The following is a 23,440-nucleotide window of genomic DNA, read 5'->3' as shown; positions in this document are numbered from 1 at the left end:
TCAGGGTCACGAGGGACCCCGACCCCGCGCCAGGCTACCGCACCCGATCGAGGTACCGCTCCACCACCCGCTTCGCGCCGCGCGCCGCCTCCGGCAGCGAGGCGCCCTGCGCGAGCAGGCCCGCCAGCGCCGAGGCGAGGCGGCAGCCGGTCCCGCGGGCGGTGCCGGGGCGGCGGCGCCCGGCGAGGCGCAGCACCGCACGCTGCGTCACCAGCAGGTCGACCGGCGGGCCCGGGCGGTGGCCGCCCTTCACCAGCACCGCGCGCGCGCCGAGCCCGCGCGCCGCCTCCACCGCCGCGTCGTCGCCGTCGAGCGCGGCTCCGCACAGCGCCTCCAGCTCCGGCCAGTTCGGCGTCACCACCGCCGCGCGCCGGAGGAGCGGCGCGAGCGCCTCCGCCGGCGAGGCACCCCCCGCGTCGAAGAGGGCCAGGCCGGAGGAGGCGGCCAGCACCGGGTCCACCACCAGGGGCGCGCGGGCGAGCCGGCCGGTCGCGAGCAGCTCCGCCACCGCGGCGGCGATCTCGGCGGTGGCGAGCATGCCGGTCTTCACCGCCTTCACCGGCACGCCGCGGCCGGCGAGGAGCCCCTCCACCTGCGCCCGCACCAGCGGCGCAGGCACCGCCTCGGCCCCGTACGCCCCGCCCGCGCCCTGCACGGTGAGCGCGGTCGCGCACGGCAGCGCCCGTGCCCCCACCGCCAGCAGCGCCTCGACGTCGGCGGCGAGCCCGGCGCCGCCGCTCGGGTCGAGGCCGGCCAGCACCAGCACGCGCGCGGCCGCGCCGCCGCGCCTCACCGGCGGAGGTCCTCGGCCGCCTGGACCAGCCCGCGGAAGATCGCCGCCTGGCGCGGGTCGGAGGCGGCGAGCCGCTCCGGGTGCCACTGCACGCCCAGCGCGAAGGGCAGATCGGGCAGCTCGATCGCCTCCACCACCCCGTCGTCCGCCCGCGCCGAGACGAGCACGCCGGCGCCGGGGGTGCGTACCGCCTGGTGGTGGCTCGAGTTCACGGACAGCGGCTCCGGGCCGGCCAGCCGGGCGAGCAGGGTCCCGGGCGCGATCGCCACGCGGTGGTGCGGCACGTCGCGCGGCGGCGGCTGCTCGTGGCCGCCGAGCCCGGCGTCCTGCACGAGGTCCTGGTGGAGCGCGCCGCCGCGCACCACGTCGAGGAGCTGCATCCCCCCGCAGATGCCGAGGAGCGGGATGCGGCCGGCCAGCGCCGCCTCGCACAGCGCCCACTCGCAGGCGGTCCGCTCCGGCTTCTCGGGCCCGCAGCCCGGCCGCCGCGCCTCGCCGTACCGCTCCGGGGGGATGTCGAAGGCGCCGCCCGTCACGACGAGCCCCTCGCACAGGGCCAGGTAGGCGCCGCCGGCCTCCTCGCCGTACGGGAGCGGCACGGGCAGCCCGCCCGCCCGCAGCACCGCGTCGGCGTAGGCGCGCCCGAGCCGGTACTCGCCGCGCGCCTCGTCGAGGTCGAGCGTGACGCCGATGCGGGGGCGCCTCACCGGACCGCCCCCCGCGCCCCACGCGCGAAGGCCGCGGCCAGCGCCTCCGCCCGCGCGCGCGGCTCGCCGCGGTCGAAGAGGTCGCCGATCACGGCCGCCGCGGCCGCGCCGGCGCGCGCCACCGCCGCCACGTTCTCGAGCGTGATGCCGCTGATGGCGACCACCGGGGCTGGCACCGCCGCGCAGGTGGCGGCGAGCGCCTCGAGGCCGCGCGGCGCCACGTCGAGCGGCTTCGTCAGGCTGGGGAAGACGGGCCCGTAGCCGACGTGGTCGGCGCCGGCGGCGAGGGCGGCGCGCGCGTCGTCGACGGTGCGCGCGGTGCGGCCGACGAGGAGCGCCTCGCCGAGCAGCCGGCGCGCGTCGGCCACCGGCAGGTCGTCCTCGCCGAGGTGCACCCCGTCGGCGCCGGAGAGGAGCGCCAGATCGGGGCGGTCGTTCACGAGCACCAGCGCGCGGCCGGCGGCGAGCGCCACGATCCGGCGGGTGGCCGCGAGCACCTCGCCGGCCGGGGCGCGCTTCATCCTCACCTGGACCACCGCCGCGCCGCCCGCCACGGCCGCGGCGGCGCGGCCGGCCGGGTCGTCGTCGCCGACGATGGCGTAGAGCCCGCGCAGGCGGGCCAGGCGGGCCGCGCGAGCGCGGCGCGGGTCGTCTTCCATGGGGGCGGAGGATAACCGGCCCGGGGCCCCGGCACGAGGCGCGCTTGACGCCCGAGCGAGCGCGCGCATATTTTCCCCGCCCCCCCTCCCGCAGTTCTCGTTCTGGAAAGCGATCTCATGGCCGACGACACCGAGACGAAGTACCTCGACAAGCGGGTGGCCCAGCGCTACGTGCGCAAGGGTCTCCTCGACGAGAAGGAGTGGGAGAAGCACCTGAAGGCGCTGCCGGACCTCGCCTCCCAGGCGATGCCGATCGAGTCGGACCTCGACGGCGACGACCTCGACGACGAAGACGACGACCTCGAGGACGAGGGCGACAGCTCATCGTCCGGCGAGGGTCCCAAGGAGGTCTAGCCGTGCCCGCGAGCCGCCCCCGCGCGCGGTCGCTCGCCCTCGCCCTCCTCGCCGCGCTCCAGGCCGCGCCGGAACCGGCCGCGGCCTCCGCGCTCCCCCCCGCCGGCCCCACCCGCCTTGCCGACCGGCGCACGCCGGTGGTGGCGGCGGTGGAGAAGGTGCGCGGCGCCGTCGTCAACGTCGCCACCGAGGAGCTGGTCCGCATCCGCGAGCCGTCGCGCGGCGGCGACTCGATGGCGGAGCTGCTCTTCGGCGACCTCTTCGAGCGGCCGCGCTACCGCCGCGGCTACCAGGTGACCTCGCTCGGCTCGGGCGTGATCGTCGCGCCTGAGGGGTACGTCCTCACCAACAACCACGTGGTGGAGCGCGGGGTGCGCTTCCGGGTGCAGCTCCTCGACGGGCGCGAGCTCGGCGCCAAGGTGGTCGGCACCGATCCCTCCTCCGACCTGGCGGTGCTGAAGCTCGAGACGAAGGAGCGGATGCCGTTCGTCGCGCCGGGCCGCTCGGACGACCTCCTCATCGGCGAGACCGTCATCGCCATCGGCAACCCCTTCGGCCTCGCCAACACCGTCACCACCGGCGTGGTCTCGGCGGTGCACCGCAACTTCAAGGCGGGCGACCGGACGCTGTTCGACTTCGTCCAGACCGACGCCTCGATCAACCCGGGCAACTCGGGCGGGCCGCTCCTCAACATCGAGGGGCAGCTCATCGGCGTGAACACCGCCATCCTGGGCGAGCGGAGCGCCGGCATCGGCTTCGCCATCCCCATCGACCGCGCGCGCCGCGTGGCGGAGGACCTCATCCAGCACGGCGAGGTGCGCGAGGGGTACACCGGCGTCGAGGTGCAGGACCTCGCCGCCGCCGGCGACGGCGCGCCGAAGAAGGGGCCGCGCGGTGTGCAGGTGGCGTCGGTCGAGCCGGGCTCGCCGGCGGCGCAGGCCGGGTTCCGCAAGGGCGACGTGCTCGACGCGGTGGACGGCCAGCCGGTGGAGAGCGCCGAGGAGTACCGCTTCCGCGTGCGCGAGCTGCCCATCGGCGGCGCCGCCCGGGTCGAGGTCCTGCGCGGCAAGGAGCGGCTCGAGCTCGCGCTGCGGGCGGTCGAGCTCTCCCCCGAGCGGCTCGAGGAGCTCGTGGCGCGCCGCACCGGGATCCAGCTCGGGGAGGCGCGCGCCCAGGGCCAACGCTATGTGGTGGCCAAGGCGATCCGCCGCGGCAGCCCGGCGGCGCGGGTGGGGATGGCCACCGGCGACGTCATCCGCGAGGTGAACAGCCGCGAGGTGTCGAGCGTGGCCGAGTTCCGCAAGCTCGCCGCCAAGGCGCGCCGCTCCGGGCAGCTCGTGCTGCTCGTGCAGCGCGGCTACGCCGCCGAGCGCATCGCGTTCGATCTCGACTAGGGAGGGGACCGCATGGCCGACGAGAAGAAGCCCGCGCCCATCGACTTCTACACGTTCTGCGTCTCGCTCGGCTCGTCCGCCTTCGTGCACATGGGCGACGCGCCGCACCCGGAGACGGGCGAGGCGCACGCGAACCTGGTCCTCGCGCAGCAGACCATCGACATCCTGGGCATGCTGCAGGACAAGACGAAGGGGAACCTCACCGAGGAGGAGGCGCGCTTCCTCGACAACCTCCTCGACGATCTCCGCCTGCGTTACGTCACCAAGGCGAGCGGCAAGGGCTAGCGGCCTCCGCGTCAGAGGTGCGCCGACTTGTGGCTCGTCACCGCGGTGAACGTCGAGAGCCGCTTCTCGACGTCCTCCTTCCGGTGGCACTCCGGGCACTCCACGACGGAGGCCTCGTGCTCCGCCACGTGCATCTCCGCCGTGAACGGCTGCTCACAGCGCCGACAGTAGAACTCGTAGACCGGCATCGCCTCATCCTCCGGGCCCCATCATCGGACGCTCGCGGCCGGAGTCGATGACCTCCGCGGGGGCGCGACCGATCGCGACCGGCCGGCGGCGCGCTCGCGCCACGGGCGAGGGGGCCGGCGAGCGTCCGGGGCGCGGAGCGGCGTCGCTACAGCCCGGCGTGCACCATCCGCGCGGCCATGCAGCGGATGAGCTCGCGGCGCACCACGCGGCGGGTGCGGGCGACGGCGTCGGGATCGCGGTGGCGGCCGCGGGCGCGGCGGCGGGCGGCCTCCACCACCCAGGCGATGCGACGGGTATCGAGGTGGGGGGCGCGGCCGCGGCCGGGCTTCACGAAGAAGCCCAGGCCGCGGTCCTCGAGTACGCGGTGGAGGGCGCGCCGGGCCGCGGCGCAGAGGGCGAGATCGACGACGTTGTGCACGGCGCGATCTCTAGGATCGATCGCGCGATCGATCCATTTTCGAGCCGATCGGCCTAGAACTGGACTTTGATCGCCAGATCGGATGAGAGCCGTCGCGCGCGCTCCGCCGCGTCCGGGACGAAGGGGAGCGAGGCCAGCACGCGGCAGCCGGTGAGGCGCTCGATCTCGGCCGGGTTGTACGGCTCGGACGGATCGGCCCTCGCGCTCGCGCGGTTGAGCACGATCCCGTACACGGCGAGGCCGCGCGCGCGGAGCGCCTCGCAGGTGAGCGCGACGTGGTTCACCGTGCCGAGCCCCGCCCGGGCGACCACCAGCACCGGCAGGCCCAGCGCCACCGCCAGGTCGGCGTACGTCTCACGATCGGTGAGGGGGGTCATGAGCCCGCCCGCCCCCTCCACCACCAGGGCGGCGTGGCGCGCGCCGAGCGCCCGGGCCGCCTCCAGGATGCGCGGCAGCGAGACGCTCTTCCCCTCCACCCGCGCCGCCACCGCCGGCGCGAGCGGCGCGGCGAAGGTGTACGGGCAGACGAGCTCGGCCGGGTCGAGGTCTCCCGCGGCGGCCCGGAGCCGCTCCGCGTCGGAGGCCTCGCCCGGCTCGTGCCCGGACTGCGCCGGCTTCATCGCGGCGACGTCGAGCCCGCGCGCGCGGTGCCCGCGGACGAGCCCGCAGGCGACCTCGGTCTTGCCGACGCCGGTGTCGGTCGCGGTGACGAAGAGGCCTCTCACGCCGCCAGCTCCCGATCCAGCGCCCCGGTGGCGCGGTCGAGCGCCGTGAGGGCGATCCCCGCCAGCTCCCCGAGCTGCGCCTCGGTCATCGCCAGCGGCGGCATGAGCACGAGCACGTTCCCGAGCGGGCGCAGCACCGCGCCGAGCGCGCGCGCCTCGCGGCAGGCGCGGTCGCCGGCGCGCGCGGCGTAGGGGTACGGCTCCTTCGTCCGGCGGTCGCGCACGAGCTCGATCCCCACCATGAGCCCGCGCTGGCGCACCTCGCCCACGCGCGGGTGCTCGGCGGCCGCCGCGAGTGCGCGCGAGAGCGCCGCGACCTGGCCCGGCAGCGCCTCCAGGATCCGCCGCGAGCGGAAGAGGTTCAGGCTCGCCACCGCCGCGGCACAGGCGAGCGGGTTCCCGCAGTAGGTGTGGCCGTGGAAGAAGGTCTTCTGATCGGGGTACGGCCCCAGGAACGACTCGAACACCCGCTCGGTGGCGAGCGTCGCCGCGAGCGGCAGGTAGCCGCCGGTGATCCCCTTCGCCACCGTCATGAGGTCCGGGAGGACGCCCTCCTGCTCCACGGCGAACATCGTGCCGGTGCGGCCGAAGCCGGTCGCGACCTCGTCGCAGACGAGCAGCGCGCCCTCGCGGTCGCACAGCTCGCGCAGCCGCTTCAGGTAGCCGGGCGGCTGCGTGATCATGCCGTCCGCCCCCTGCACCAGGGGCTCCAGCACGAGCGCCGCGACCTTGCCCCGCCGCTCCGCGAACACCTGCTCCACCGCGTCCACGCACTCGAGGTGACAGCTCGCGCGCTCCTTCCCCAGCGGGCAGCGGTAGCAGTAGGGCTGCGGCGCGTGGTGCACCGGGAAGAGGAGCGGCTTGAAGATGCGGTGGAAGAGGTCGATCCCGCCCACCGCCACCGAGCCGAGCGTGTCGCCGTGGTAGCCGCCGCGCAGCGCCACGAACTCGCTGCGGCCGGTGTCGCCGCGCAGCTGGTGGTGCTGGTAGGCCATCTTGAGCGCCACCTCGACCGCGGTCGCGCCGGCGTCGGAGAAGAAGACGCGGGTGAGGCCCTTCGGCGTCCAGCGGAGGAGCTCCTCCGCCGCCTCGATGGAGGCGGTGGAGGCGAGCCCGAGCAGGGTCGAGTGCGCCACGCGGTCGAGCTGGGCGCGGACGGCGTCGTCGAGCTCCTTCACGCGGTGCCCGTGGACGTTGCACCACAGGGAGGACACGCCGTCGAGGTAGCGGCGCCCCTTCGTGTCGACGAGGTGGACGCCCTCCGCGGCGTCGACGATGAGCGGCTCCTCGGCCAGCCAGTCCTGCATCTGGGTGAACGGGTGCCACAGGTGCTGGTGGTCGGACGTCCACAGGCGGCGGTGCCGCTCCAGGCGCTCGGCGTCGGTCATGGTGGGCGGACGCTAGCGCAGCGTCCGGCCCCGGGACAACGCCGCCGGCCGCGGCGCCCTCCGGGCGGCGGCGAGCGCCTGCTCGAAGGCGGGCTGCATCGCGTCGGCCCAGCGCTCGTAGCCGAGGTCGGAGGGGTGGAAGCGATCCGCGGCCAGGAGCTCTGGGTGGAAGGGCAGCTCGTGGGAGGTGGCGGAGAAGAGGTCCACCAGCGCGAAGCCGTGCCGCGCCGCCGCCGCGGCGATGCGGGCGTTCACCGCCGCGATGCGGGCGCCGAGCGTGCGCTTCGCCTCCTCTCCGGCGGCGAGCGGGGAGCGGGTGAGGTCCGGCACGTTCACCGCCACGACCGGCACCCCTAGGCGCGCGAGCGCCGCCGCAGCTCGCTCGTAGTCGCGCGCGAACGCCTCCGGGTCGGTGCCCCAGGTCACGTCGTTGATGCCGACGCCCAGGGTGACGAGGTCGGGCTTTCCGGCCAGGCCCGGCGCGAGCTGCCCGGCCACGAGGTCCGCCACCCGCGCCCCCGAGACGCAGAGGTTCACGAGCCGCACGCTGGCGCCCTCGCGCGCGGCGCGAACGGCGAGCCGCGCCGGATACCCCCCGCCGCGATCGGCGCCGACCCCGACGCCGGTCGAGTCGCCCAGGGCGAGGTAGGTGGGGGCTTCGGCGGAGCTGGTCATGGCGAGCGCGAGGGCGGCGAGGAGGGGGGACACCCCGGGAATCTAGGCCCGGGCCGGCGGCGCGGCCGGGGCGACTCCGGACATCGGGCCGGCACGGCGGGCGCTCGGGCGGGCGGCCCGCCGCGGGCCGCGCCGCGGCGGCTGCGCGGAGGCGGCGCGGTGGAGTAGTCTCCCCGGCTCCAGTCGACCTTCTCCCCCGGAGTCCTCCACCATGTCCGTCCGCAGCGCGCTCCTCGCCCTCGCCCTCTCGCTCCCGCTCACGCCCGCCCGCGCGGCGGACCAGGCGTGCTCCATCGCGATCACCGGCGCGGTCCAGGCGTCCTTCCGGTGCAGGATCTCGTTCCTCGCCCGCGGCGACGGTGCGGTGCGCGTGCTCGTCACCCCGGAGAAGCTGCCGAAGACCGTGAAGGCGATGCTCCCGGGCGAGTTCGAGCTGCCCGCGCCGGTGCAGGCGCAGGTCTACCCGTTCGACCGGCTCGCGTCCGCCCAGGTGCTGCTCACCGGGCCTCACCACGCGACCTTCAGCGCGGTGAAGGGGAAGAAGGAGCGGCGGGGCGACGTGACCGTCACGCTCACGCAGGTCGCGAACGTCGCCGGCGGGCACGAGGCGCTGAAGCCGTCGCTGTCGGGGAAGATGGAGGCGCACCTCGTGCCGGCGAGCAAGAGCGCCAAGGGCGAGGCGCGGGTCACGGTCACGTTCTAGGGCTGGCCGGGTCCGCGCCGCGCGATCGCGGAGGCCACCCCGCGCGCGTGCCTTACCCAGAGTAATTCGCGTCCCTACCCTCGCGTCCCTACCCAGAGTAATTGCGCGTCCCTACCCAGAGTAATTGAACCGCGAGGCGCCCCTCCCAACCCCGAGGCGGGGGCCGGGTGTCATGTGCCCCATGACTCACCCAATGGGGGCATTTATTGGGGGATCTGGCGCACCTCCGTGAACGCACCTCGCCTGTAACTACGCGTAATCCGCGAGGGTACCAGCAGCCCCTCTGGGTACGGATGTTGCTCCGCACGGCCACGGAGTCAGTCGGTCCGTTCCAGGCGGCGTGCGCCGCCGAGGCATCCGCCTCGAGGGGTAGCTGCTGTCGAGTGAGCTCACGAAGCGATCGGCATTGCTGCGCGCGCCGAGGCGCGCGACCAGGAGGCAACACATGCGTCGTTGGTCTTTGGGATGGGCGCTCGCAGTCTGCGCCATCGCCGCCGTGGGATGCGGCGGGGGCAGCAGCTCCAAGCCCCCGGCTGGCCCCGCGAAGGGCGTCAGCGGGGAGTCCTTCTACGTCACCGTGGCGCCGGCGGCCGGCGGCACCATCGTGTCGGGTGACGGTTCCATCAACTGCCAGTCGTCGGGCACGGGCTGCGGCGACGCCGCGTACCACCAGACGAAGTTCACTGCCTGGGCCACGCCGGTCGTCCTGACCGCGAAGCCCGCCGACGGCTACGCCTTCGTCTCCTGGGGCGGCGACTGCGCCGGGACGACCACCACCTGCACCCTCGCCGGCACCGCCGACTACTCGGTCTCGGCCACCTTCAAGAGCCAGCCGCTCCCGCCGACCACGGTCGGCCGCGTGTACGGCTATGTGAAGGACGGCACCGCCGGCGCCGCGGGCGTCAAGGTGACCCTCGGCTCGCTCTCCGCCACGACCAACGCCAACGGCGCCTATGTCTTCGAGATCGCGCCGGGCAGCTACACCCTGCAGACCGTCGCGAACACGCAGTACGCGGCCGCGGCTGGCGTCGCCGTGACCGTCCCGGTCCCGGACGGCGTGGCCGATCCCGCCGGCTCCTGCTTCCTCGGCGGCGCGAAGCAGGGCTACTGGGTTCCGACCGCTGGCCAGATGGGCGCGGGCTGCCTCGTGCGGCAGACCGACATCGCGGTCGCGCGCGCGAGCACCTACGTCGCGCCGGTCGCTCCCCCGACCGTCACGGTCAGCCCGACGGGCGTGGTCGGCTTCGGCGCGACCGTCACCGTCGGCTGCGGCGTGGGCGGCACGGTGACCGTCACCGGCCCCGGCTCGCCCTCCGTCTCCGTCCCCGACGCGAACGGCAACTCCACCTTCACGACGGTCACCCTCGGCGACGCGAGCGTCACCGCCGTGCTCGCCCCCACCACCGAGGGCCGCCCCGGCATCGTCTCGATCAACCAGACGCAGGCGGGGTCGCTCGCCTACACCGCGAAGTGCGCGCTGAACGGCGCGACCACCTCGGTGAAGATCCCGATGGTCGCGGCGGTGAACGCCAACGTCGCCACAGCGCTCCGCGGCGAGCCGTTCAAGATGGCCTCCTACAAGGGCGCCGCGAACGGCCTCCCCGGCGTCACCGGCCCGCTGTGGGCGGCTGGTGCCGACACCAAGAACGCCAACATGTACCCGCCGGGCACGAACCCCGACGGCAGCACCTGGCGCGCGCACAACGCCGTCCAGATCCCGCCCAACGTCGTCGTCGTCCTCGACGGCCCCGCCGGCGCGAACTTCAAGTTCTGCACCGGGGCGTCCGACATCTACAGCGGCACCTGCGGCACCAACACCGACAGCACGAACGCCAACGCGCAGCTCACCGCGCACCCCGGCTGGGTGTTCGCCAACTGGACGGTCGGCAAGACGCTCTACCTTACGAGCGACCAGATCGCCGCCACCATGACGCCGAACATCCCGGTGAAGCCGCAGATCTGGGGTAGCTGGGATCAGCGCGGCCAGAAGGACAGCGCGGGCAACCCCATCGAGAGCTGCGCCGGCTGCCACATCGCGCCCGGTGAGCCGGTCGCCTACGACAAGACGGTGTGCCCGAATACTCCGAACGACGGCGTGACGCCGTGCTACGAGCTCGGCCCCACCGAGCCGACCACCGGCTGGCTGGAGAGCAAGCACTCGAAGGCCATCGTCGATGGCGCGTCGAACACGCACTTCACGCTCCAGGCGTGCGGCAGCTGCCACACGACCGGCTACGACACGAATCTGCCGGTGGGCAACAAGGGCTTCTCCGACGCGCTCGGCACGTACACCAACGACTTCCTCTTCGAAGGCAGCGACTCGACGCTCTTCCTGGCCGACCTGGCCGCGAAGAACGCCCCCGCCGCCGCGCTCGTCAACGTCCAGTGCACGAGCTGCCACGGCCCGACGCCGAACAGCCCGAACCACACCGCGTCCATGAGCTCCAGGATCTGCGGCACGTGCCACAACGGCCACGACCCGCAGTTCGAGCAGTGGGCGTCGACGGCGGGCACCACGGCCGCCCCGCTGCACGGCCACGCCAACCTGACGGACGCGCAGAACGAGGGCCCGCTGCACGGCCGCGACCAGACGCACTGCGGCCGGTGCCACTTCGCCCAGGGCTACATGATGTACTCGCAGGCGATCGTGAGCGGTAACCCGGACAAGCTCGGCAACGCCGCGCCCGTCGGGGCCCCGACGACCGCTCTCGTCACCCCGCTGCTGTGCGCCCCGGGGACGACGGACGGCACCAAGGACGCCTGCCCGACGGCTCAGACGACGGGCCTCGTGACGGCGCAGAACATCGACGCCATCACGTGCCAGACCTGCCACGATCCGCACTCGCTCGAGGTCCGCATCAAGCCGGCCGACACCGCGAACGGCATGCTCCTCGCCGGTGGCTTCAAGATTTACAACGCCGGGTCGGGCGCGCTGTGCGCGAGCTGCCACAACTCCCGCAACGGCATCGTCGGCGCGAAGTCCCCGATCTCCGACAAGGGGACCGTCGCCGTGGCTGGCACGCCGATGCAGCACAACGACGCGACGCCGCTCACGTCCGCCAACTTCACCATGACTGGCCCGCACTCGGCGGCCCAGGCCGACGTGTACTTCGCGGGGAACGGGTACCTGCTCTGCAACAGCGGCTCGGCCTCGGGCGCTTGCCCCATGCCGACCACGCCGAATCCGCACCAGAACCCGACCTACTTCGCGGACACCTGCGCGGAGTGCCACGTGAAGCGGCTCAGCACCGCTACGAAGGGCACGCCCTCGAACCACACCTTCAACGTGGACGAGGGCACCTGCGCCGGTTGCCACGGCACGGGCACGGCGTACATCGCGTCGCGTGAGATCGTGATGAACCGCATGCTGCCGCAGTACCTGACGAGCCTGGCGAACGTGCTCAAGGGTGCGGGCATCACGGTGGTGAACGGCAAGCTCGGCGCGGCCACCACCGCCGCGGACTACACCCCGGCCGCTGGCGTGACCATCTCCAAGGTCGTCGTCAGCGGTGACCGTCCGCTGACCCTCGACTTCACGTTCTCGAACGGCGACGTCGTCGCGGGCTGCAACATCGACAAGATCATGTCCGGCAGCACCCCGGTGTTGTACACGGTGTCCGGGACGGACAAGGTCTACGGCAAGGTCGCCAAGTCGATGTACGACTACGCGCTCCTCGAGAACGACAACTCGAAGGGCGTCCACAACATCCCGTTCGTCGACGCGATGCTGAGCGCGATGGTGAACAACCTCGACTCGCCGGGGCTGCCGAAGTAGTCCCGACGTAGATCGAAGCAGCTCGAGGCCCGCCAGCGTCCGCGCTGGCGGGCCTCTCCATTTCCAGGGTGCTCTTTCGCCCGACCCAGAGTACTTGCCGAACGCCGACCCAGAGTAGTTAGGCGAACAGAGAGTATCGGTTCGTTCAGGCCTGACCCAGAGTAGCGGCAGAAACGAAAGGTACCGTCCTTCCGCCACGCGGCGCGCGCCCCCCCCTCGGAGGACAGCGCGTGCCCATTCGGTGCCGGAATTACCGCTGGCGGGCCGGCGCGCCCAGGAGCGGGGCGCAAAAGGGCCCGGCTCGCTTGAGCGCGGGCCTCACCGGACAAGGTCAGCGAACGATCCGACGCCACGTGCGCCGTACCGTAGCAAGCTGCTGAACGTGGGCGGCGGCCTCGTCAGGCAGGCGCGCAGGCAACGCCGTGCGCGATGCGCAAGAGGTACGTGCCCGGCGGGAAGAGCGCGTCGCGCTGGCCGGCGCGCCTCGCGCGCCTTGCCGCTCGATAACGTTCCACGAACTCGAGGAGCCGCGCGAGCGTCTCGACCCGTTTCCATTTGTCCCGCGAGGCGACCCGCGGGTTGAGCTGACGGCGAGGTTCACCAGTGGCGGGCTGGGCCAGTGGATTCTGCGAGAGGACCCGCGCCCGTCCGAGAAAGCCGCGGCCGCGGCGCTCGACCGCGCTGCCGGCGCGAGCCTCCGCGGCGACGAGCGCCCCGGTGACCTGGTCGCGGAACGCGACGGGTGACTCGAACCCCTCGGGTGCCACGAGCTGGAGCTCGGCGGTTGGCGGCATGCTCCCGTCATCGCGAAAGAACGCGGCTGGCCGCACGGCATGCAGGCTCGCGCCGCCGATGAGCGCCGGAGCGGACCAGAGCCCCGGCCAATCGCGGGCGCGGCGGACGAGCCCAGCGGCGACCGGATTGGCCAGCACATAGGCGGTCTTGTCGACGATGTCCGCGGGCGAGGCGAGCGCGACGGCGCTGTAGCTCGATGGCGCCCAGAAGGACTCCCATCTGCCAAGCGTGGCGTTGATGGCGCGCGCGACGAGCGAGTCGAGATATTGCTCGAAGGCCGGCAGGCGTGCCGAGGGGTCGGTGAGGACGAGGTGGAAGTGGTTGGAGAGCACGCAGAACGCGTGAATCTTCATCCCGAACCGGCGGGTGGCGACCGCTAGGACGTAGAGGAAGATGGCGTTCGTAGTCTTCGAGGGGCGGAGGAGGAACTGCCGCTGAGAGCAGCGGCGCGTGACGAGGTAGGTGGTGCCGGGGAGGACTTGCCGGGGCGCCTTCATGAGGCGGGGCAAGGCAACGCATGTGCCGCCCGAAAACCCCTGGTCCGCGTGCACGCGCCGCTGCAGCGGCCGTCTGCACCGCGGACCCACCGGCCGCAGCGCGGTACTCTGGGTGCGGTCGAGGCGCTAGGGTTTGCGGCCGGCGCGGGGGGCGGGGCGCCAGCCGGCGTTCCGCTTCCACGGCACCCCCCGCGTCACGAGCCGCTTGCCGGGCTTGAGCCGCCCGGTGCGGCGCAGCGCCTCCTCCACCAGCGGCCGCAGCTCGGGGTCGCCCCAGCGCAGGAGCGCCTTCTGCATCTTCTTCTCGTGCAGGTCGCGCACCACGTGCACCGGCTTCATCGTGAGCGGGTGGTAGCCCGACCAGTGCATGTCGGAGGCGAGGGTCATGGGGGTGGGGGTGAAGTCCTGCACCTGCTGCGGCCGCCAGCCATTCTTCTCCAGGTACTCGTACAGCTTCACCCCGTCCTCCAGCGTGCACCCTGGGTGCGAGGAGATGAAGTACGGCACGAGGTACTGCTCCTTCCCGGCCTCCTTCGTGTACCGCTGGAACTCGCCGCGGAAGCGCTCGAACTCCTCGATCCCGGGCTTCTTCATGATCTGGAGGACGTCGGGCGCGGCGTGCTCGGGCGCGACCTTGAGCTGGCCGGAGACGTGGTGGGCGATGAGCTCCTTCAGGTACTCCTGACCGTGCTCCGCGTCGTGGTGCGCGAGGTCGTAGCGCAGGCCCGAGCCGACGAAGACGTGCTTCACGCCCTTCACCTGGCGCGCCTTGCGGTACAGCTGCACCAGGGGGGCGTGGTCGGTCTTCCAGAACTTGCAGATCTTCGGGTACACGCAGGAGAGTCGCCGGCAGACGGCGTGCGCCTCCTCGGACGAGCAGTACATCTGCCACATGTTGGCGGTGGCGCCGCCGAGGTCGGTGATCGTGCCGCGGAAGTCGGGCCGCGCCGCCATCTCCCGCATCTCGCGCAGCACCGACCCCTCGGAGCGGCTCGTCACCTCGCGCCCCTGGTGCTCGGTGATGCAGCAGAAGGAGCACCCGGCGCTGCAGCCGCGCAGGATCTGGATCGACCAGCGGATCTGCTCCAGCGCCGGGATGTGCGCGCCGCCGTAGGACGGGTGCGCGTCGCGGGCGAAGGGCAGCTCGGCGATCCGGTCGAGCTCCTCGGTGGTGAGCGTCGCCGCCGGCGGGTTCACCACCACCGTCCGGGCCGCCGCGCCCGTCCCGTGACGCTGGGTGAGGGTCCGCGCGTTCGCCCCGTTGTGCTCGAGGTGGTAGAGCCGCGAGAAGTCCGCGAAGGCGCGCTTGTCCTTCGCCACCTCCTCGAAGGCCGGCAGCGCCAGCACCCCCCGCTCGCGCGCCTCGAGGCCGGCCAGCGCCAGGTCCTTCGGGACGAGCGCGGTGCCGGCCACGTCGGTGAGGCCGCACGGGTCCTCCCCCGCCGCCAGCCGGCGCGCGATCTCGAGGATGGGCCGCTCCCCCTGGCCGTAGACGACGAGGTCCACCTGGCTCGCGGCGGCGAGCGACGGCAGCACGCGGTCGTCCCAGTAGTCGTAGTGCGCGAGCCGCCGGAGCGACGCCTCGACCCCGCCCGCCACCAGGCAGCACGCGTCGCCGAACGCCTGGCGCGCCAGCCGGGCGTAGACGGCGGTGGCGCGATCCGGCCGCCGCCCCGCGGCCCCGCCCGGCGTGTAGGCGTCGTCGGAGCGGCGCCGCTTGTGGGCGGTGTAGTGGTTCACCATCGAGTCCATCGCGCCCGAGGTGATCCCCGCGAAGAGCCGCGGCCGGCCCAGCCGCGCGATGTCGGCGGTCGACCGCCAGTCCGGCTGCGCCACCACCCCCACCCTCAGCCCCTGCGCCTCCAGGACGCGGCCGATCACCGCCGTCCCGAAGCTCGGGTGGTCCACGTACGCGTCGCCCGACACGAGGAGCACGTCCAGCTCCTCCCAGCCGCGCGCGCGCATCTCCTCCCGCGTCGTGGGGAGGAAGCGGGCGGCTGGTGGTGTGCTCGCGGTCGGTCGGTGGCTCACGGCGGATTCCTTACATGCTGGCGGCGCGTCGGGGGATCAACAGGCGAGGCGGGCGTTTCGCGCCGCCGCTCCGGGCGGGGTATCATCGGGAGCGGCCGCCGTCGCTGCCCTTTTCGCCTTCTCCTCGCCTCCCGGTCCAGTCCCCCATGTCCGATCCCGTGAACCCCGCCAACGAGCCCGCCCCGCTCGCGGAGGCGCAACCGTCGCCCGGCTTCGACGTGAACGCCGCCGCGGCCGGCGTCCGCGCCGAGCTCGAGCCCGCAGCTCCGGCGCTCGCGGGGCCGTGGTCCGCGGCGGACTACGGTTGGGATCCGGCCGACGCGAACGCCGTGGCGTGGGCCGCCTATTACTCCGAGCAGGGGATCGACCCGGCCGCGCTCGCGGCCCAGCAGGCGGCCGAGCCGGCCGCCGCGGAGCCAGCCGCCGAGGCCCCCGCGGCGGAGGCTGCGGTCGACGGCGCGCCCCTCGCGCCGGAGCCGGAGCCCGAGCCGGTACCCGCGCCGGAGCTCGACCTGGCGGCGGCGCCGGAGCCCGAGCGCACCGCCATCACCGAGCCCGCCCTCGCCGCGCCCCCGTTCGCGCTCGATCTCGAGCTGGGCGAGGCGACGGCGCCCGCCCAGCCGGCGCCCGCGCAGGCGAATCCGTTCACGTTCGACGACGCCCCGCTCGACGACCTGGCGTTCGGGCCCGTCTCGGCGGGCGACGAGCCCGCCCCCGGCGCGGTCCCGGTCGATCTCACGCCAGGCGTGGTGGACGGCGGCAGCGCCATCTGGGAGCTCCTGCCGGCCGATCCCCCGCCCGCCGCCGTCGAGCCGGCGCCGCCGCCCGAGTCCCCCGCCGTCTGGTCCGGCGACGAGCGCGGCCGCCTCGACGACTTCCAGCTCGCCAGCGGGGGGTCCTTCGACGAGCCGACCGCGCCCATCGGCGATCTGGCGGCCGCGCCCGAGTCCGCCGCCGCGGACGCCCTCGACGACCTCTCCCGGGCGCTGCCCGCGCTCGACCTGGAGGCGCCGGGCGACGCGCCGGCCGCGGCCCCCCCGCCGCCGGCGAGCGCCGCGGCGGACCCGCTCCCGTTGCCCGCCCTCGACCTGAGCGCGCCGTCCCCCGAGCCCGAGCTCGCCATCGACCTCGGCTTCGTGGAGGACGAGCCGCCTGCGCCCGCGCCGGCCGCCGCCGCCCCGCCCGCCGAGCCCCTGCCCTTCGATCTGGACCTGGAGGCGCCCGAGGCCGCGCCGGTCGCCGCCGCGCCTACCGCCGCCCCGGAGCCGGCGCTCGAGCTCGACCTCTCCTGGGCGGAGCACGCCGTGCCGCTCGGCGACGACGGCGTCGACCTCACGAGCTTCGACGCCGCGCCTCAGTCCGAGCGGCCGCCGGACGGCACCGCGATGTGGGGGCTCCCCACCCGCCCGTCGTCTGCCGCCGCTCCGGCCTCCTTCGCGCCGCCCGGCGAGCTCCTCGGCGACGCCGCCCCGCTCCCCACGCCTCAGGCTACGCCGCCGGACCTCGGCGACCTCGGAGAGCCGCTCGACGGTGCGCTCTTCCTGGAGCCGGTCCAGGAGCCGGCCGCCGAGCCGGCCAGCGCGCCGGCGCCCGACCCGTGGGACCTCGCCGCCCCGCCCGCCGCGCCGCTCGACCTCGTGCCGGAGTCGGGTGCCGGCCCCTTCGACCTCGGCGCGCCCGAGGAGCCGCCGGCGCCACCGCCGGGTGAGGCCATCCTGGAGGTCGGCGAGGAGGTGGTCGAGATCCCCGCCGACGAGCCCGCGCCGCCCGCGCCGCCCGCGGCTGCGGCCGTCGCGTTCGAGCCGCTCGACTTCTTCGCGCCGGCTCCCGCGATCGCCGCCGTCGCCCCCGCGCCCGCCGCGCCCGTGGCTGCCGCCCCGCCGGCTGCGCCCGCGCCCATCCCGGCCGTACCCCAGGCCGAGGCCGCGCCGCTCGCGGGCGCGGAGCTCTTCGAGCCTGCCGCCGAGGAGCCGGCCGCCGCCCCGCCGCCCCCCGCTCCCCCCGCCGCCCCGGCGGCGCCGACGTGCTTCATCGCCGGCGCGCACCGGGTGGTCGTCCACACCTCCGACGGCCAGGTGAAGCGCGGGACCCTGCGCGACGCCGCGCTCGACGGCCCGCAGCTCGAGCTCCTCTCGCAGCCGGGCGGCGCCTCCGAGCCCCTGCCCGCGGAGCGGGTGAAGGCCATCTTCTTCATGCTGGGGACCGGCGAGCCGCCGCCCGCGCCCGAGGGGAAGAAGGTGCGCGTCACCTTCCGCGACGGGCGCCAGGTGGCCGGCTTCAGCCCCGACTACGCGCCGGAGCGCGTCGGCTTCTTCATGGTGCCGGCCGACACCCGCACGCACACCGCGCGGATCTGGGTCTACCGCGCATCCGTACGCCAGGTGACGGTGTCGTAGAGCGGGGCTCCGCCCCTCCCTCGCCGCGCGGGGCCCCCTCCCACCAGCGCCGCCTCAATTCATCCAGCGGGGCGGGTCTTCCTTCTTGATGACCTTGAGGTGGCTCGCGCGCGCGCGGCGGCGGGCCCGGCGCTCGTACTGCTTGATGCGGAGCGTCTGCCAGAAGCCGCGCAGGGACCAGCCGCGCGCGTAGGCCAGCATCCCGAGCTGCGCCGCCAGGTGCGGCACGTACGCGTGGAGCCGCCCGAAGACGCCGTACAGGAGCGTGCCGCCGAGCGTGAGCCAGAGGAGCGCGCGGCCCGAGATGGGCAGCGCCATCATGAAGAGGATCTGCCGCTCCGGGAAGAGCATGGCCCAGGCGATGATGAGCGCCGAGAGCACCGGCCACGAGCCGGTCCAGCCGGAGACGTACACGGCCGGCCAGGCGAACCGCCCGACGAGGCAGGTGACCGCGCCCGCCAGCACCGCGAACCCGAAGAACGTGACGACGAACCGGCGCGCGCCCCACGCGTAGCAGAGGTCCTTGCCGAACCAGTAGAGGGTCAGCGCGCCGAAGAGGAGCGAGAGCGGGTCGGTCTCGAAGAAGACCCAGGTGACGAGCCGCCACAGCTGGCCCTGCCACACGAGCGCCGGGACCAGCGCCGCCGCGTCCACGAAGCCCACGCCGCGGCCCAGCGCGCCGAGCAGGCTCGCCACCACGATGGCGCTGATGAGCGCGCCGACGGTCGACGGGACGCGCCCGCCGAAGGTGAAGACGTCGCCGATGGAGTTCCGCGCGCCGCGCATGCGAGGTCGCACCAAGATAAGGGCTCACCGGGGGCTGCGCCACGGCTCGCCCGGGAGCGCTCGCCCCGCCGCCCGGCCCGCGGGCCGCGGCCTCAGCGCGCGCGCTCCCGGTAGAAGAAGGTGAAGCTCAGGCAGTGGAACTCCTTGTCGGAGCTCTGCGTCACGACCTTGTCCACGATCTCGAGCTGCGCGTTCTCGCGCAGCCACTGGGTGATGCGCTCCGAGAGCGCCTCGCGGTCGCGGGCGAGCGTGGTGGAGAAGACCTTGACGCCGGTGAAGCTCGGGATGGGCCGTTCCACGCGACCACGGTAGCGGGCCGGGCGCCGCCCCGCAAGGAAGTCGCCGCGGCTAGAGCGCCTCGACGATCACGGCGATGCCCTGCCCGCCGCCGATGCACGCCCCCCCGAGCCCGTAGCGCGCGCCGCGCCGGCGCAGCTCGTACAGGAGGTGCATCGTGATGCGGGCGCCGCTCGCCGCGAGCGGGTGACCCACCGCGATGGCGCCGCCGTCGACGTTGGTCTGGTCGCGCGGGAGCCCCAGCTCCTGCTCCACCGCCAGGTACTGCGGCGCGAAGGCCTCGTTCACCTCGAACAGGTCGAAGTCGGAGAGCTTCGCCTGGGCGCGCTCGAGCGCGTTCTTGAACGCCGCCACCGGGCCGATGCCCATGATGGTCGGGTCGACCCCCGCGAACCCCCAGTTGAGCAGGCGCCCCAGCGGCCGGATCCCGTGCGCGTCGGCGAAGGCGCGGGTCGAGAGCAGGAGCGCCCCGGCGCCGTCGGAGACGCCGCTCGCCGCGCCCGCGTGGATGACCCCGTCCTTCTTGAACACCTTGGGGAGCTTCCGCAGCGACTCGACGGTGGTGTCGGGGCGCGGGTGCTCGTCGCGCGCGAACTTCACCGGGCCCTTCCGCGTGGGGAGCTCGATCGGCGCGAGCTCCTCGGCGAGGCGCCCCGCCTCCTGCGCCGCCGCGAAGCGCCGCTGCGAGAGCACGCTGTAGGCGTCCACCTCGTCCTGGCCGATCCGGTACTGCTCGGCGAGCTTCTCGGCGGTGAGCGCCATCGGCATGCCCGCCCAGCTGTCGGTGAGGGCCGACCAGAGCATGTCCTCGAGCGGGGGAGGCTTGCCCAGGGGGAAGCCCCACCGCGTCCCGCGCAGGACGAGCGGCGCCTGGCTCATGGACTCCGTGCCGCCGGCGAGGACGAGCTCCGCCTCCCCGCCGGCGAGGAGCCGCGCCCCCTGCACCACCGCCTCGAAGCCTGAGCCGCACAGGCGGTTCACGGTGAGCGCAGGCGTCGAGACCGGCGCGCCGGCGCGGAGCCCGACGTGGCGGGCGAGGTAGATGGCGTCGGAGGAGGTCTGCGCCACGTTCCCGAACACCACGTGGTCGACCCGCTCGGGCGAGACGCCGGCCTGCGCCAGCGCCGCCTGGGCGGCGTGCACCCCGAGGTCGGTGGCGGAGAGGTCCTTGAGCGAGCCGCCGTAAGTCCCGAAAGGGGTCCTGCGGGCGGCGAGGAAGACGACGTCGTGGGGGGTGGCGGCGCGCATGAGGCTCCTCCTCCGCGGCGGGGGACGCGAGCGGCCGCGGGGCAGAGGGCTATCTAGCGCCGTGCAGGAGGAGGTTCACGGCCGACGCGAGCAGCACGAGCGCGAAGGCCGCGATCCCGAACGGGAGCGCGGCGCCGCGCCGGAGCTCGCGCCGGCCCTCGCCGGCGTACCAGGCGCGGGCGGCGGCGAGGCGGGCGCCGAGGTCGAGCGCCACCGCCGGCGTCCCGTGCCGGGCGGCGAAGCGCTCCACCGCGATCTCGTGCGCGGCCAGCTGCGCCTCCGGCGCCGCGCCCACCACCGCGCCCGCCTGGGCCCGCGCGCTCGCGACCGCCCGGCGCGGGTGGTTGGCGGTGAGTACGTACGCACCGTCGGGGAAGGGCGTGTAGAAGACGAGCCGCGGCGCGTCCGCCTCGCCCCGCTCCTGCCAGACGTCGGCGAAGGTGCCGCGCGAGGCGTCGGCGTAGGCGTCCACCTCGCGCGCGACGGCGCCGAGCGGGGCGCGCTCGTGAAGGAGCCCCAGGGGCACGAAGCCGAGCCGCTCCAGCTCGGCCCCGAGCCGCAGGCGGGGCGCGGAGCGGGGCGGCTCGCCCGGCTCGCCCGTGACCCGCACCGCCGGGGCGACGAAGACGAGCGCCCGCCGCGCGTAGCGGAGCGCCTGGACCACCGCGAAGAGCGCGACGAGGAGGTTGAAGGTGCGCATGCGGGCGGGAGGCCGCGCGGCCGGGGCGGGGCTCCGCCCCGGAGCCTACTTCGCCATCGCGTCGTCCGCGACGTCGGCGGCGCTCTTCTTCTTCCCGAGGATGCGCGCCAGCACGATCCCGATCTCGTAGAAGAGGATCATCGGCACCGCCATGAGCGCCAGGTTGAACGGGTCGCCGGTGGGGGTGATGATCGCGGCCAGGGTCACGTTCGCCACGATGGCGTGGCGCCGGTACTTGGCGAGGAAGTCGGCCGAGACGAGCCCGATCATCGACAGGAACGCGATGATGACCGGGACCTCGAAGATGATGCCGAAGCCGAGCAGCATGGCGAGCACCAGCGAGAGCTGCTCGGTCATGGTGAGGATGGGCTTCATGTCCTCGCCCGCGATCGCCGCCAGCGCGGGGAAGGCGTACGGCATGACGAGGAAGTAGCAGAAGGCGGCGCCGCCGTAGAACAGGAGCGTGGCCGAGGCGAGGAACGGGAAGACGATCTTCCGCTCCTTCTTGTAGAGGCCGGGCGCGATGAACTGCCAGAACTGGTACAGGACGTACGGCGCCGCCGCGAAGATGCCGCCGTAGAGCGCCACCTTCAGGTACACCATGAAGGGCTCGATGTAGCCCGTGTAGTGCAGGTACTGCTGCCCCTCGGGCAGCGACTTCAGCACCGGCTGCATCACCCAGCGGAAGATGCGCTCGCAGAAGGAGCCGACGAGCGCCATGCCGACGGCGACGCCGAGCAGCGCCCGGATGAGCCGCTTGCGCAGCTCCTGCAGGTGCTCGAAGAAGCTCAGCCTGACCTCGCTCTCCGGCTCCGCCGGCTTCTCGGGCGGCGGGAGCGACTTCGTGGCGGGCTCGGTCATGACGCCTTCGGCGCGGCCTCCGCCACCGGGGCGGCGGCCTCGACCGGGGGCGCGGCCGGGGCGGGTGCGGCCGGCTTCGGCTCGGCCAGGGCCAGCTCGAGGCCGGGCACGTTCTGGGCAGTCGCGGCCGGGACCTCACCCTGCGCCTGGGCCGGGACCCCGCCCGCCGGCACCGCGGGCGGCGCCTCACCCTCCGCCGGCGGCCGCGGCGGCTCCACCAGCGTGGGCTTGGGGGGCTTGGTCGGGTCGGCGGCGTAGAGCTCGGTCTCGAACTGCTGCTTCAGGTCGTCGGTCGCCTTGCGGAACTCGCGCAGGCCCTTCCCGAGCTGCTTGGCGGCGTCGGGGAGCTTCTGGGGTCCGAGCAGGATGAGGGCGAGCACCAGGATGATGACGACTTCGCCCATGCCGAGGCCGAACATGCGCTGGATATAACACGCGCCGGCCCGCCTTTGTGCCGGCGGGCGCCCCCCCTCTGACGTTGCGTCCGTTCCGGCGCACCCGTAACGTGCTCTGGTGGCCTACTGGCTGCTCAAGACCGAGCCGGACGACTACGCGTTCGAGGACCTCGTGCGCGAGGGGACGACCGCCTGGTCGGGCGTCCGCAACGCGCAGGCCCAGGCCAGCCTCCGGGCGATGCAGCCGGGGGATCGGGCCGTCATCTACCACTCCGGCGAGCGCCGCGCGGTCGGCGTCGCCGAGGTGGTGAAGCCGGCCTACCCCGACCCCGGCGCCCGCGGCGAGCCGCTCGTGTGCGTGGATCTGCGCGCCGCCGAGCCGCTGCCGGCGCCGGTGCCGCTCGAGGCGCTCAAGCTCGAGCCCGCCTTCGCCGGCTCGGCGCTGCTCCGCCAGGGGCGGCTGTCGGTGGTGCCGCTCTCGCCGGCCGAGTGGCAGGACCTGGTCGAGCTCTCCGGCATCATCGCGCGGACGGGCGGGCTGCGGCGCAAGGAGCGGTTCTGATCGCGGCGGCGTGAGGTGGGGCTCGTGCTGCGCGCTCCGGTCGCCGCGGCGCTGGTCGCCGCTGCCTTCCCCGCCTGGCCCGAGGAGGCGCCGCCGCTCGCGGTCGACGTGCCGGTCACCGCCGCCGTGACCGGCGCGGGGCTGGCCCTGTGGGGCGCGATGGAGCTGGCGAAGGGGGAGCTCACCCCGAGCTCCTGCCGCTGGTGCACGCCCCCCGCGCTCGACCGCCGCGTGCGCGCGGCGGTGGTCTGGCCGGATCGGCGCGCGGCCGCGCTCCTCTCGGACGTCCTCGAGTTCGCGCTCCCGGCCTCGCTGGCCGGCGCGGACTTCTTCTCCGCGGGGCGGGACCTGCGCCGCGCCTCCGAGGACGTGCTCGTCGCGATGGAGGCGGTCGCGCTCGCCGCCGCCGCCACCCAGCTCGCGAAGAGCGCCGTCGCCCGGAGGCGGCCCGCGACCTGGGCGACCGGAGTGCGCACCGGTCCCGAGGACGACCGCGCGTTCTTCTCGGGGCACGCCGCCACCGCCTTCGCCGCGGCGGCGGCGTTCGGCACCGTGGCGCGGATGCGGGGCTACCCGGCGTGGCCGGCGGTCTACGCGGTCGGCTTCGGCGTCGCGGCCACCGTCGGCTACCTCCGCATGGCGGCGGACGAGCACTGGCTCACCGACGTCGTGGCCTCCGCCGCCGTGGGCACCGCGCTGGGGATGGCGGTCCCGCTCCTGCTCCACCGCAGCCCGCGGGAGGGGTCGTGGACGCTGGCGCCGCTGGCGGGCGGGGCGGCGGGGGTCCGGTGGGTGCTCCGGCTCTGA

General features: G+C 74.5%; 24 protein-coding genes. 8 read left to right on the top strand and 16 right to left on the bottom strand.

Annotated features, from left to right (window positions below; translation table 11 throughout):
* Positions 1–34: 34 nt before the first annotated feature.
* From HWY08_RS12965 to HWY08_RS12955, 3 genes are read right to left on the bottom strand one after another with little or no spacing between them, the layout of a single operon-like run.
* On the bottom strand, positions 35–793 hold the full coding sequence (locus HWY08_RS12965) for a bifunctional hydroxymethylpyrimidine kinase/phosphomethylpyrimidine kinase (protein WP_176065766.1): 759 nt from the start codon (positions 791–793) through the stop codon (positions 35–37).
* Complete coding sequence (locus HWY08_RS12960; protein WP_176065764.1) at positions 790–1,500, bottom strand: gamma-glutamyl-gamma-aminobutyrate hydrolase family protein; 711 nt, start codon at positions 1,498–1,500, stop codon at positions 790–792. The genes HWY08_RS12965 and HWY08_RS12960 overlap by 4 nt, the downstream gene beginning before the upstream one ends.
* A complete protein-coding gene (locus HWY08_RS12955) occupies positions 1,497–2,159 on the bottom strand; it encodes a thiamine phosphate synthase (protein WP_176065762.1) in 663 nt (220 codons plus the stop codon). The genes HWY08_RS12960 and HWY08_RS12955 overlap by 4 nt, the downstream gene beginning before the upstream one ends.
* 117 nt (positions 2,160–2,276) lie before the next feature.
* On the opposite strand from HWY08_RS12955, the gene HWY08_RS12950 reads away from it, so the two are divergent.
* From HWY08_RS12950 to HWY08_RS12940, 3 genes are read left to right on the top strand one after another with little or no spacing between them, the layout of a single operon-like run.
* Positions 2,277–2,513 (top strand): hypothetical protein, encoded by a 237-nt coding sequence (locus HWY08_RS12950; RefSeq protein WP_176065760.1) that lies wholly within the window; start codon positions 2,277–2,279, stop codon positions 2,511–2,513.
* A 2-nt stretch (positions 2,514–2,515) separates the two neighbouring features.
* On the top strand, positions 2,516–3,907 hold the full coding sequence (locus tag HWY08_RS12945; RefSeq protein ID WP_235969609.1) for a trypsin-like peptidase domain-containing protein: 1,392 nt from the start codon (positions 2,516–2,518) through the stop codon (positions 3,905–3,907).
* A gap of 12 nt (positions 3,908–3,919) precedes the next feature.
* On the top strand, positions 3,920–4,192 hold the full coding sequence (locus tag HWY08_RS12940) for a DUF1844 domain-containing protein (RefSeq protein WP_176065758.1): 273 nt from the start codon (positions 3,920–3,922) through the stop codon (positions 4,190–4,192).
* 11 nt (positions 4,193–4,203) lie between these two features.
* Here the strand turns inward: HWY08_RS12940 and HWY08_RS12935 are convergent, their stop codons facing one another.
* The 5 genes from HWY08_RS12935 to HWY08_RS12915 form a co-directional block, all read right to left on the bottom strand.
* Positions 4,204–4,380: an FmdB family zinc ribbon protein gene (locus HWY08_RS12935; protein ID WP_176065756.1), complete on the bottom strand. Its 177-nt coding sequence runs from the start codon at positions 4,378–4,380 to the stop codon at positions 4,204–4,206.
* A 146-nt stretch (positions 4,381–4,526) separates the two neighbouring features.
* A complete protein-coding gene (locus tag HWY08_RS12930) occupies positions 4,527–4,799 on the bottom strand; it encodes a hypothetical protein (protein WP_176065754.1) in 273 nt (90 codons plus the stop codon).
* A 53-nt stretch (positions 4,800–4,852) separates the two neighbouring features.
* Positions 4,853–5,524, bottom strand: a complete 672-nt coding sequence (gene bioD, locus HWY08_RS12925) for a dethiobiotin synthase (protein ID WP_176065752.1) — start codon at positions 5,522–5,524, stop codon at positions 4,853–4,855.
* On the bottom strand, positions 5,521–6,912 hold the full coding sequence (gene bioA / locus HWY08_RS12920) for an adenosylmethionine--8-amino-7-oxononanoate transaminase (RefSeq protein WP_176065750.1): 1,392 nt from the start codon (positions 6,910–6,912) through the stop codon (positions 5,521–5,523). Before bioA ends, bioD begins: the two co-directional genes overlap by 4 nt.
* A 12-nt stretch (positions 6,913–6,924) precedes the next feature.
* Complete coding sequence (locus HWY08_RS12915) at positions 6,925–7,620, bottom strand: SGNH/GDSL hydrolase family protein (RefSeq protein ID WP_176065748.1); 696 nt, start codon at positions 7,618–7,620, stop codon at positions 6,925–6,927.
* Positions 7,621–7,798: 178 nt separating this feature from the next.
* On the opposite strand from HWY08_RS12915, the gene HWY08_RS12910 reads away from it, so the two are divergent.
* Both HWY08_RS12910 and HWY08_RS12905 read left to right on the top strand, forming a co-directional pair.
* A complete protein-coding gene (locus HWY08_RS12910; RefSeq protein WP_176065746.1) occupies positions 7,799–8,290 on the top strand; it encodes a hypothetical protein in 492 nt (163 codons plus the stop codon).
* 445 nt (positions 8,291–8,735) lie between these two features.
* Positions 8,736–12,065, top strand: coding sequence for an InlB B-repeat-containing protein (locus HWY08_RS12905; protein ID WP_176065745.1), 3,330 nt, complete (start codon positions 8,736–8,738; stop codon positions 12,063–12,065).
* Positions 12,066–12,463: 398 nt separating this feature from the next.
* Here the strand turns inward: HWY08_RS12905 and HWY08_RS12900 are convergent, their stop codons facing one another.
* Together HWY08_RS12900 and HWY08_RS12895 are read right to left on the bottom strand one after the other, a co-directional pair.
* Entirely contained in the window at positions 12,464–13,357 is an 894-nt protein-coding gene (locus HWY08_RS12900) for a transposase (RefSeq protein ID WP_176065842.1), read from the bottom strand.
* Between the two features lie 126 nt (positions 13,358–13,483).
* Positions 13,484–15,388: a YgiQ family radical SAM protein gene (locus tag HWY08_RS12895; RefSeq protein WP_235969608.1), complete on the bottom strand. Its 1,905-nt coding sequence runs from the start codon at positions 15,386–15,388 to the stop codon at positions 13,484–13,486.
* Positions 15,389–15,534: 146 nt separating this feature from the next.
* On the opposite strand from HWY08_RS12895, the gene HWY08_RS12890 reads away from it, so the two are divergent.
* Positions 15,535–17,784: a DUF6982 domain-containing protein gene (locus tag HWY08_RS12890; protein WP_176065742.1), complete on the top strand. Its 2,250-nt coding sequence runs from the start codon at positions 15,535–15,537 to the stop codon at positions 17,782–17,784.
* A 54-nt stretch (positions 17,785–17,838) separates the two neighbouring features.
* On the opposite strand, the gene HWY08_RS12885 is transcribed toward HWY08_RS12890, so the two are convergent.
* The 6 genes from HWY08_RS12885 to HWY08_RS12860 all read right to left on the bottom strand — a co-directional run bounded on the left by HWY08_RS12885 (position 17,839) and on the right by HWY08_RS12860 (position 22,095).
* Entirely contained in the window at positions 17,839–18,570 is a 732-nt protein-coding gene (locus HWY08_RS12885) for a rhomboid family intramembrane serine protease (RefSeq protein ID WP_176065740.1), read from the bottom strand.
* A gap of 92 nt (positions 18,571–18,662) precedes the next feature.
* Positions 18,663–18,857, bottom strand: coding sequence for a hypothetical protein (locus tag HWY08_RS12880; RefSeq protein ID WP_176065838.1), 195 nt, complete (start codon positions 18,855–18,857; stop codon positions 18,663–18,665).
* 61 nt (positions 18,858–18,918) lie between these two features.
* A complete protein-coding gene (locus HWY08_RS12875) occupies positions 18,919–20,115 on the bottom strand; it encodes an acetyl-CoA C-acyltransferase (protein ID WP_176065737.1) in 1,197 nt (398 codons plus the stop codon).
* A gap of 49 nt (positions 20,116–20,164) precedes the next feature.
* Positions 20,165–20,815, bottom strand: a complete 651-nt coding sequence (locus HWY08_RS12870; protein WP_176065735.1) for a hypothetical protein — start codon at positions 20,813–20,815, stop codon at positions 20,165–20,167.
* Between the two features lie 45 nt (positions 20,816–20,860).
* Positions 20,861–21,676 (bottom strand): twin-arginine translocase subunit TatC, encoded by an 816-nt coding sequence (gene tatC / locus HWY08_RS12865; RefSeq protein WP_176065733.1) that lies wholly within the window; start codon positions 21,674–21,676, stop codon positions 20,861–20,863.
* Positions 21,673–22,095, bottom strand: coding sequence for a twin-arginine translocase TatA/TatE family subunit (locus HWY08_RS12860; protein ID WP_176065730.1), 423 nt, complete (start codon positions 22,093–22,095; stop codon positions 21,673–21,675). Before HWY08_RS12860 ends, tatC begins: the two co-directional genes overlap by 4 nt.
* A gap of 94 nt (positions 22,096–22,189) precedes the next feature.
* Between HWY08_RS12860 and HWY08_RS12855 the strand changes: the two genes are divergently transcribed.
* Positions 22,190–22,633, top strand: coding sequence for an EVE domain-containing protein (locus HWY08_RS12855; protein ID WP_176065728.1), 444 nt, complete (start codon positions 22,190–22,192; stop codon positions 22,631–22,633).
* A gap of 24 nt (positions 22,634–22,657) precedes the next feature.
* Complete coding sequence (locus tag HWY08_RS12850; RefSeq protein ID WP_176065726.1) at positions 22,658–23,440, top strand: phosphatase PAP2 family protein; 783 nt, start codon at positions 22,658–22,660, stop codon at positions 23,438–23,440.

It is taken from the genome of Anaeromyxobacter diazotrophicus (genome assembly GCF_013340205.1).
Taxonomy (GTDB): Bacteria; Myxococcota; Myxococcia; order Myxococcales; family Anaeromyxobacteraceae; genus Anaeromyxobacter_A; species Anaeromyxobacter_A diazotrophicus.
This window is presented reverse-complemented; position numbering and strand designations above follow the sequence as displayed.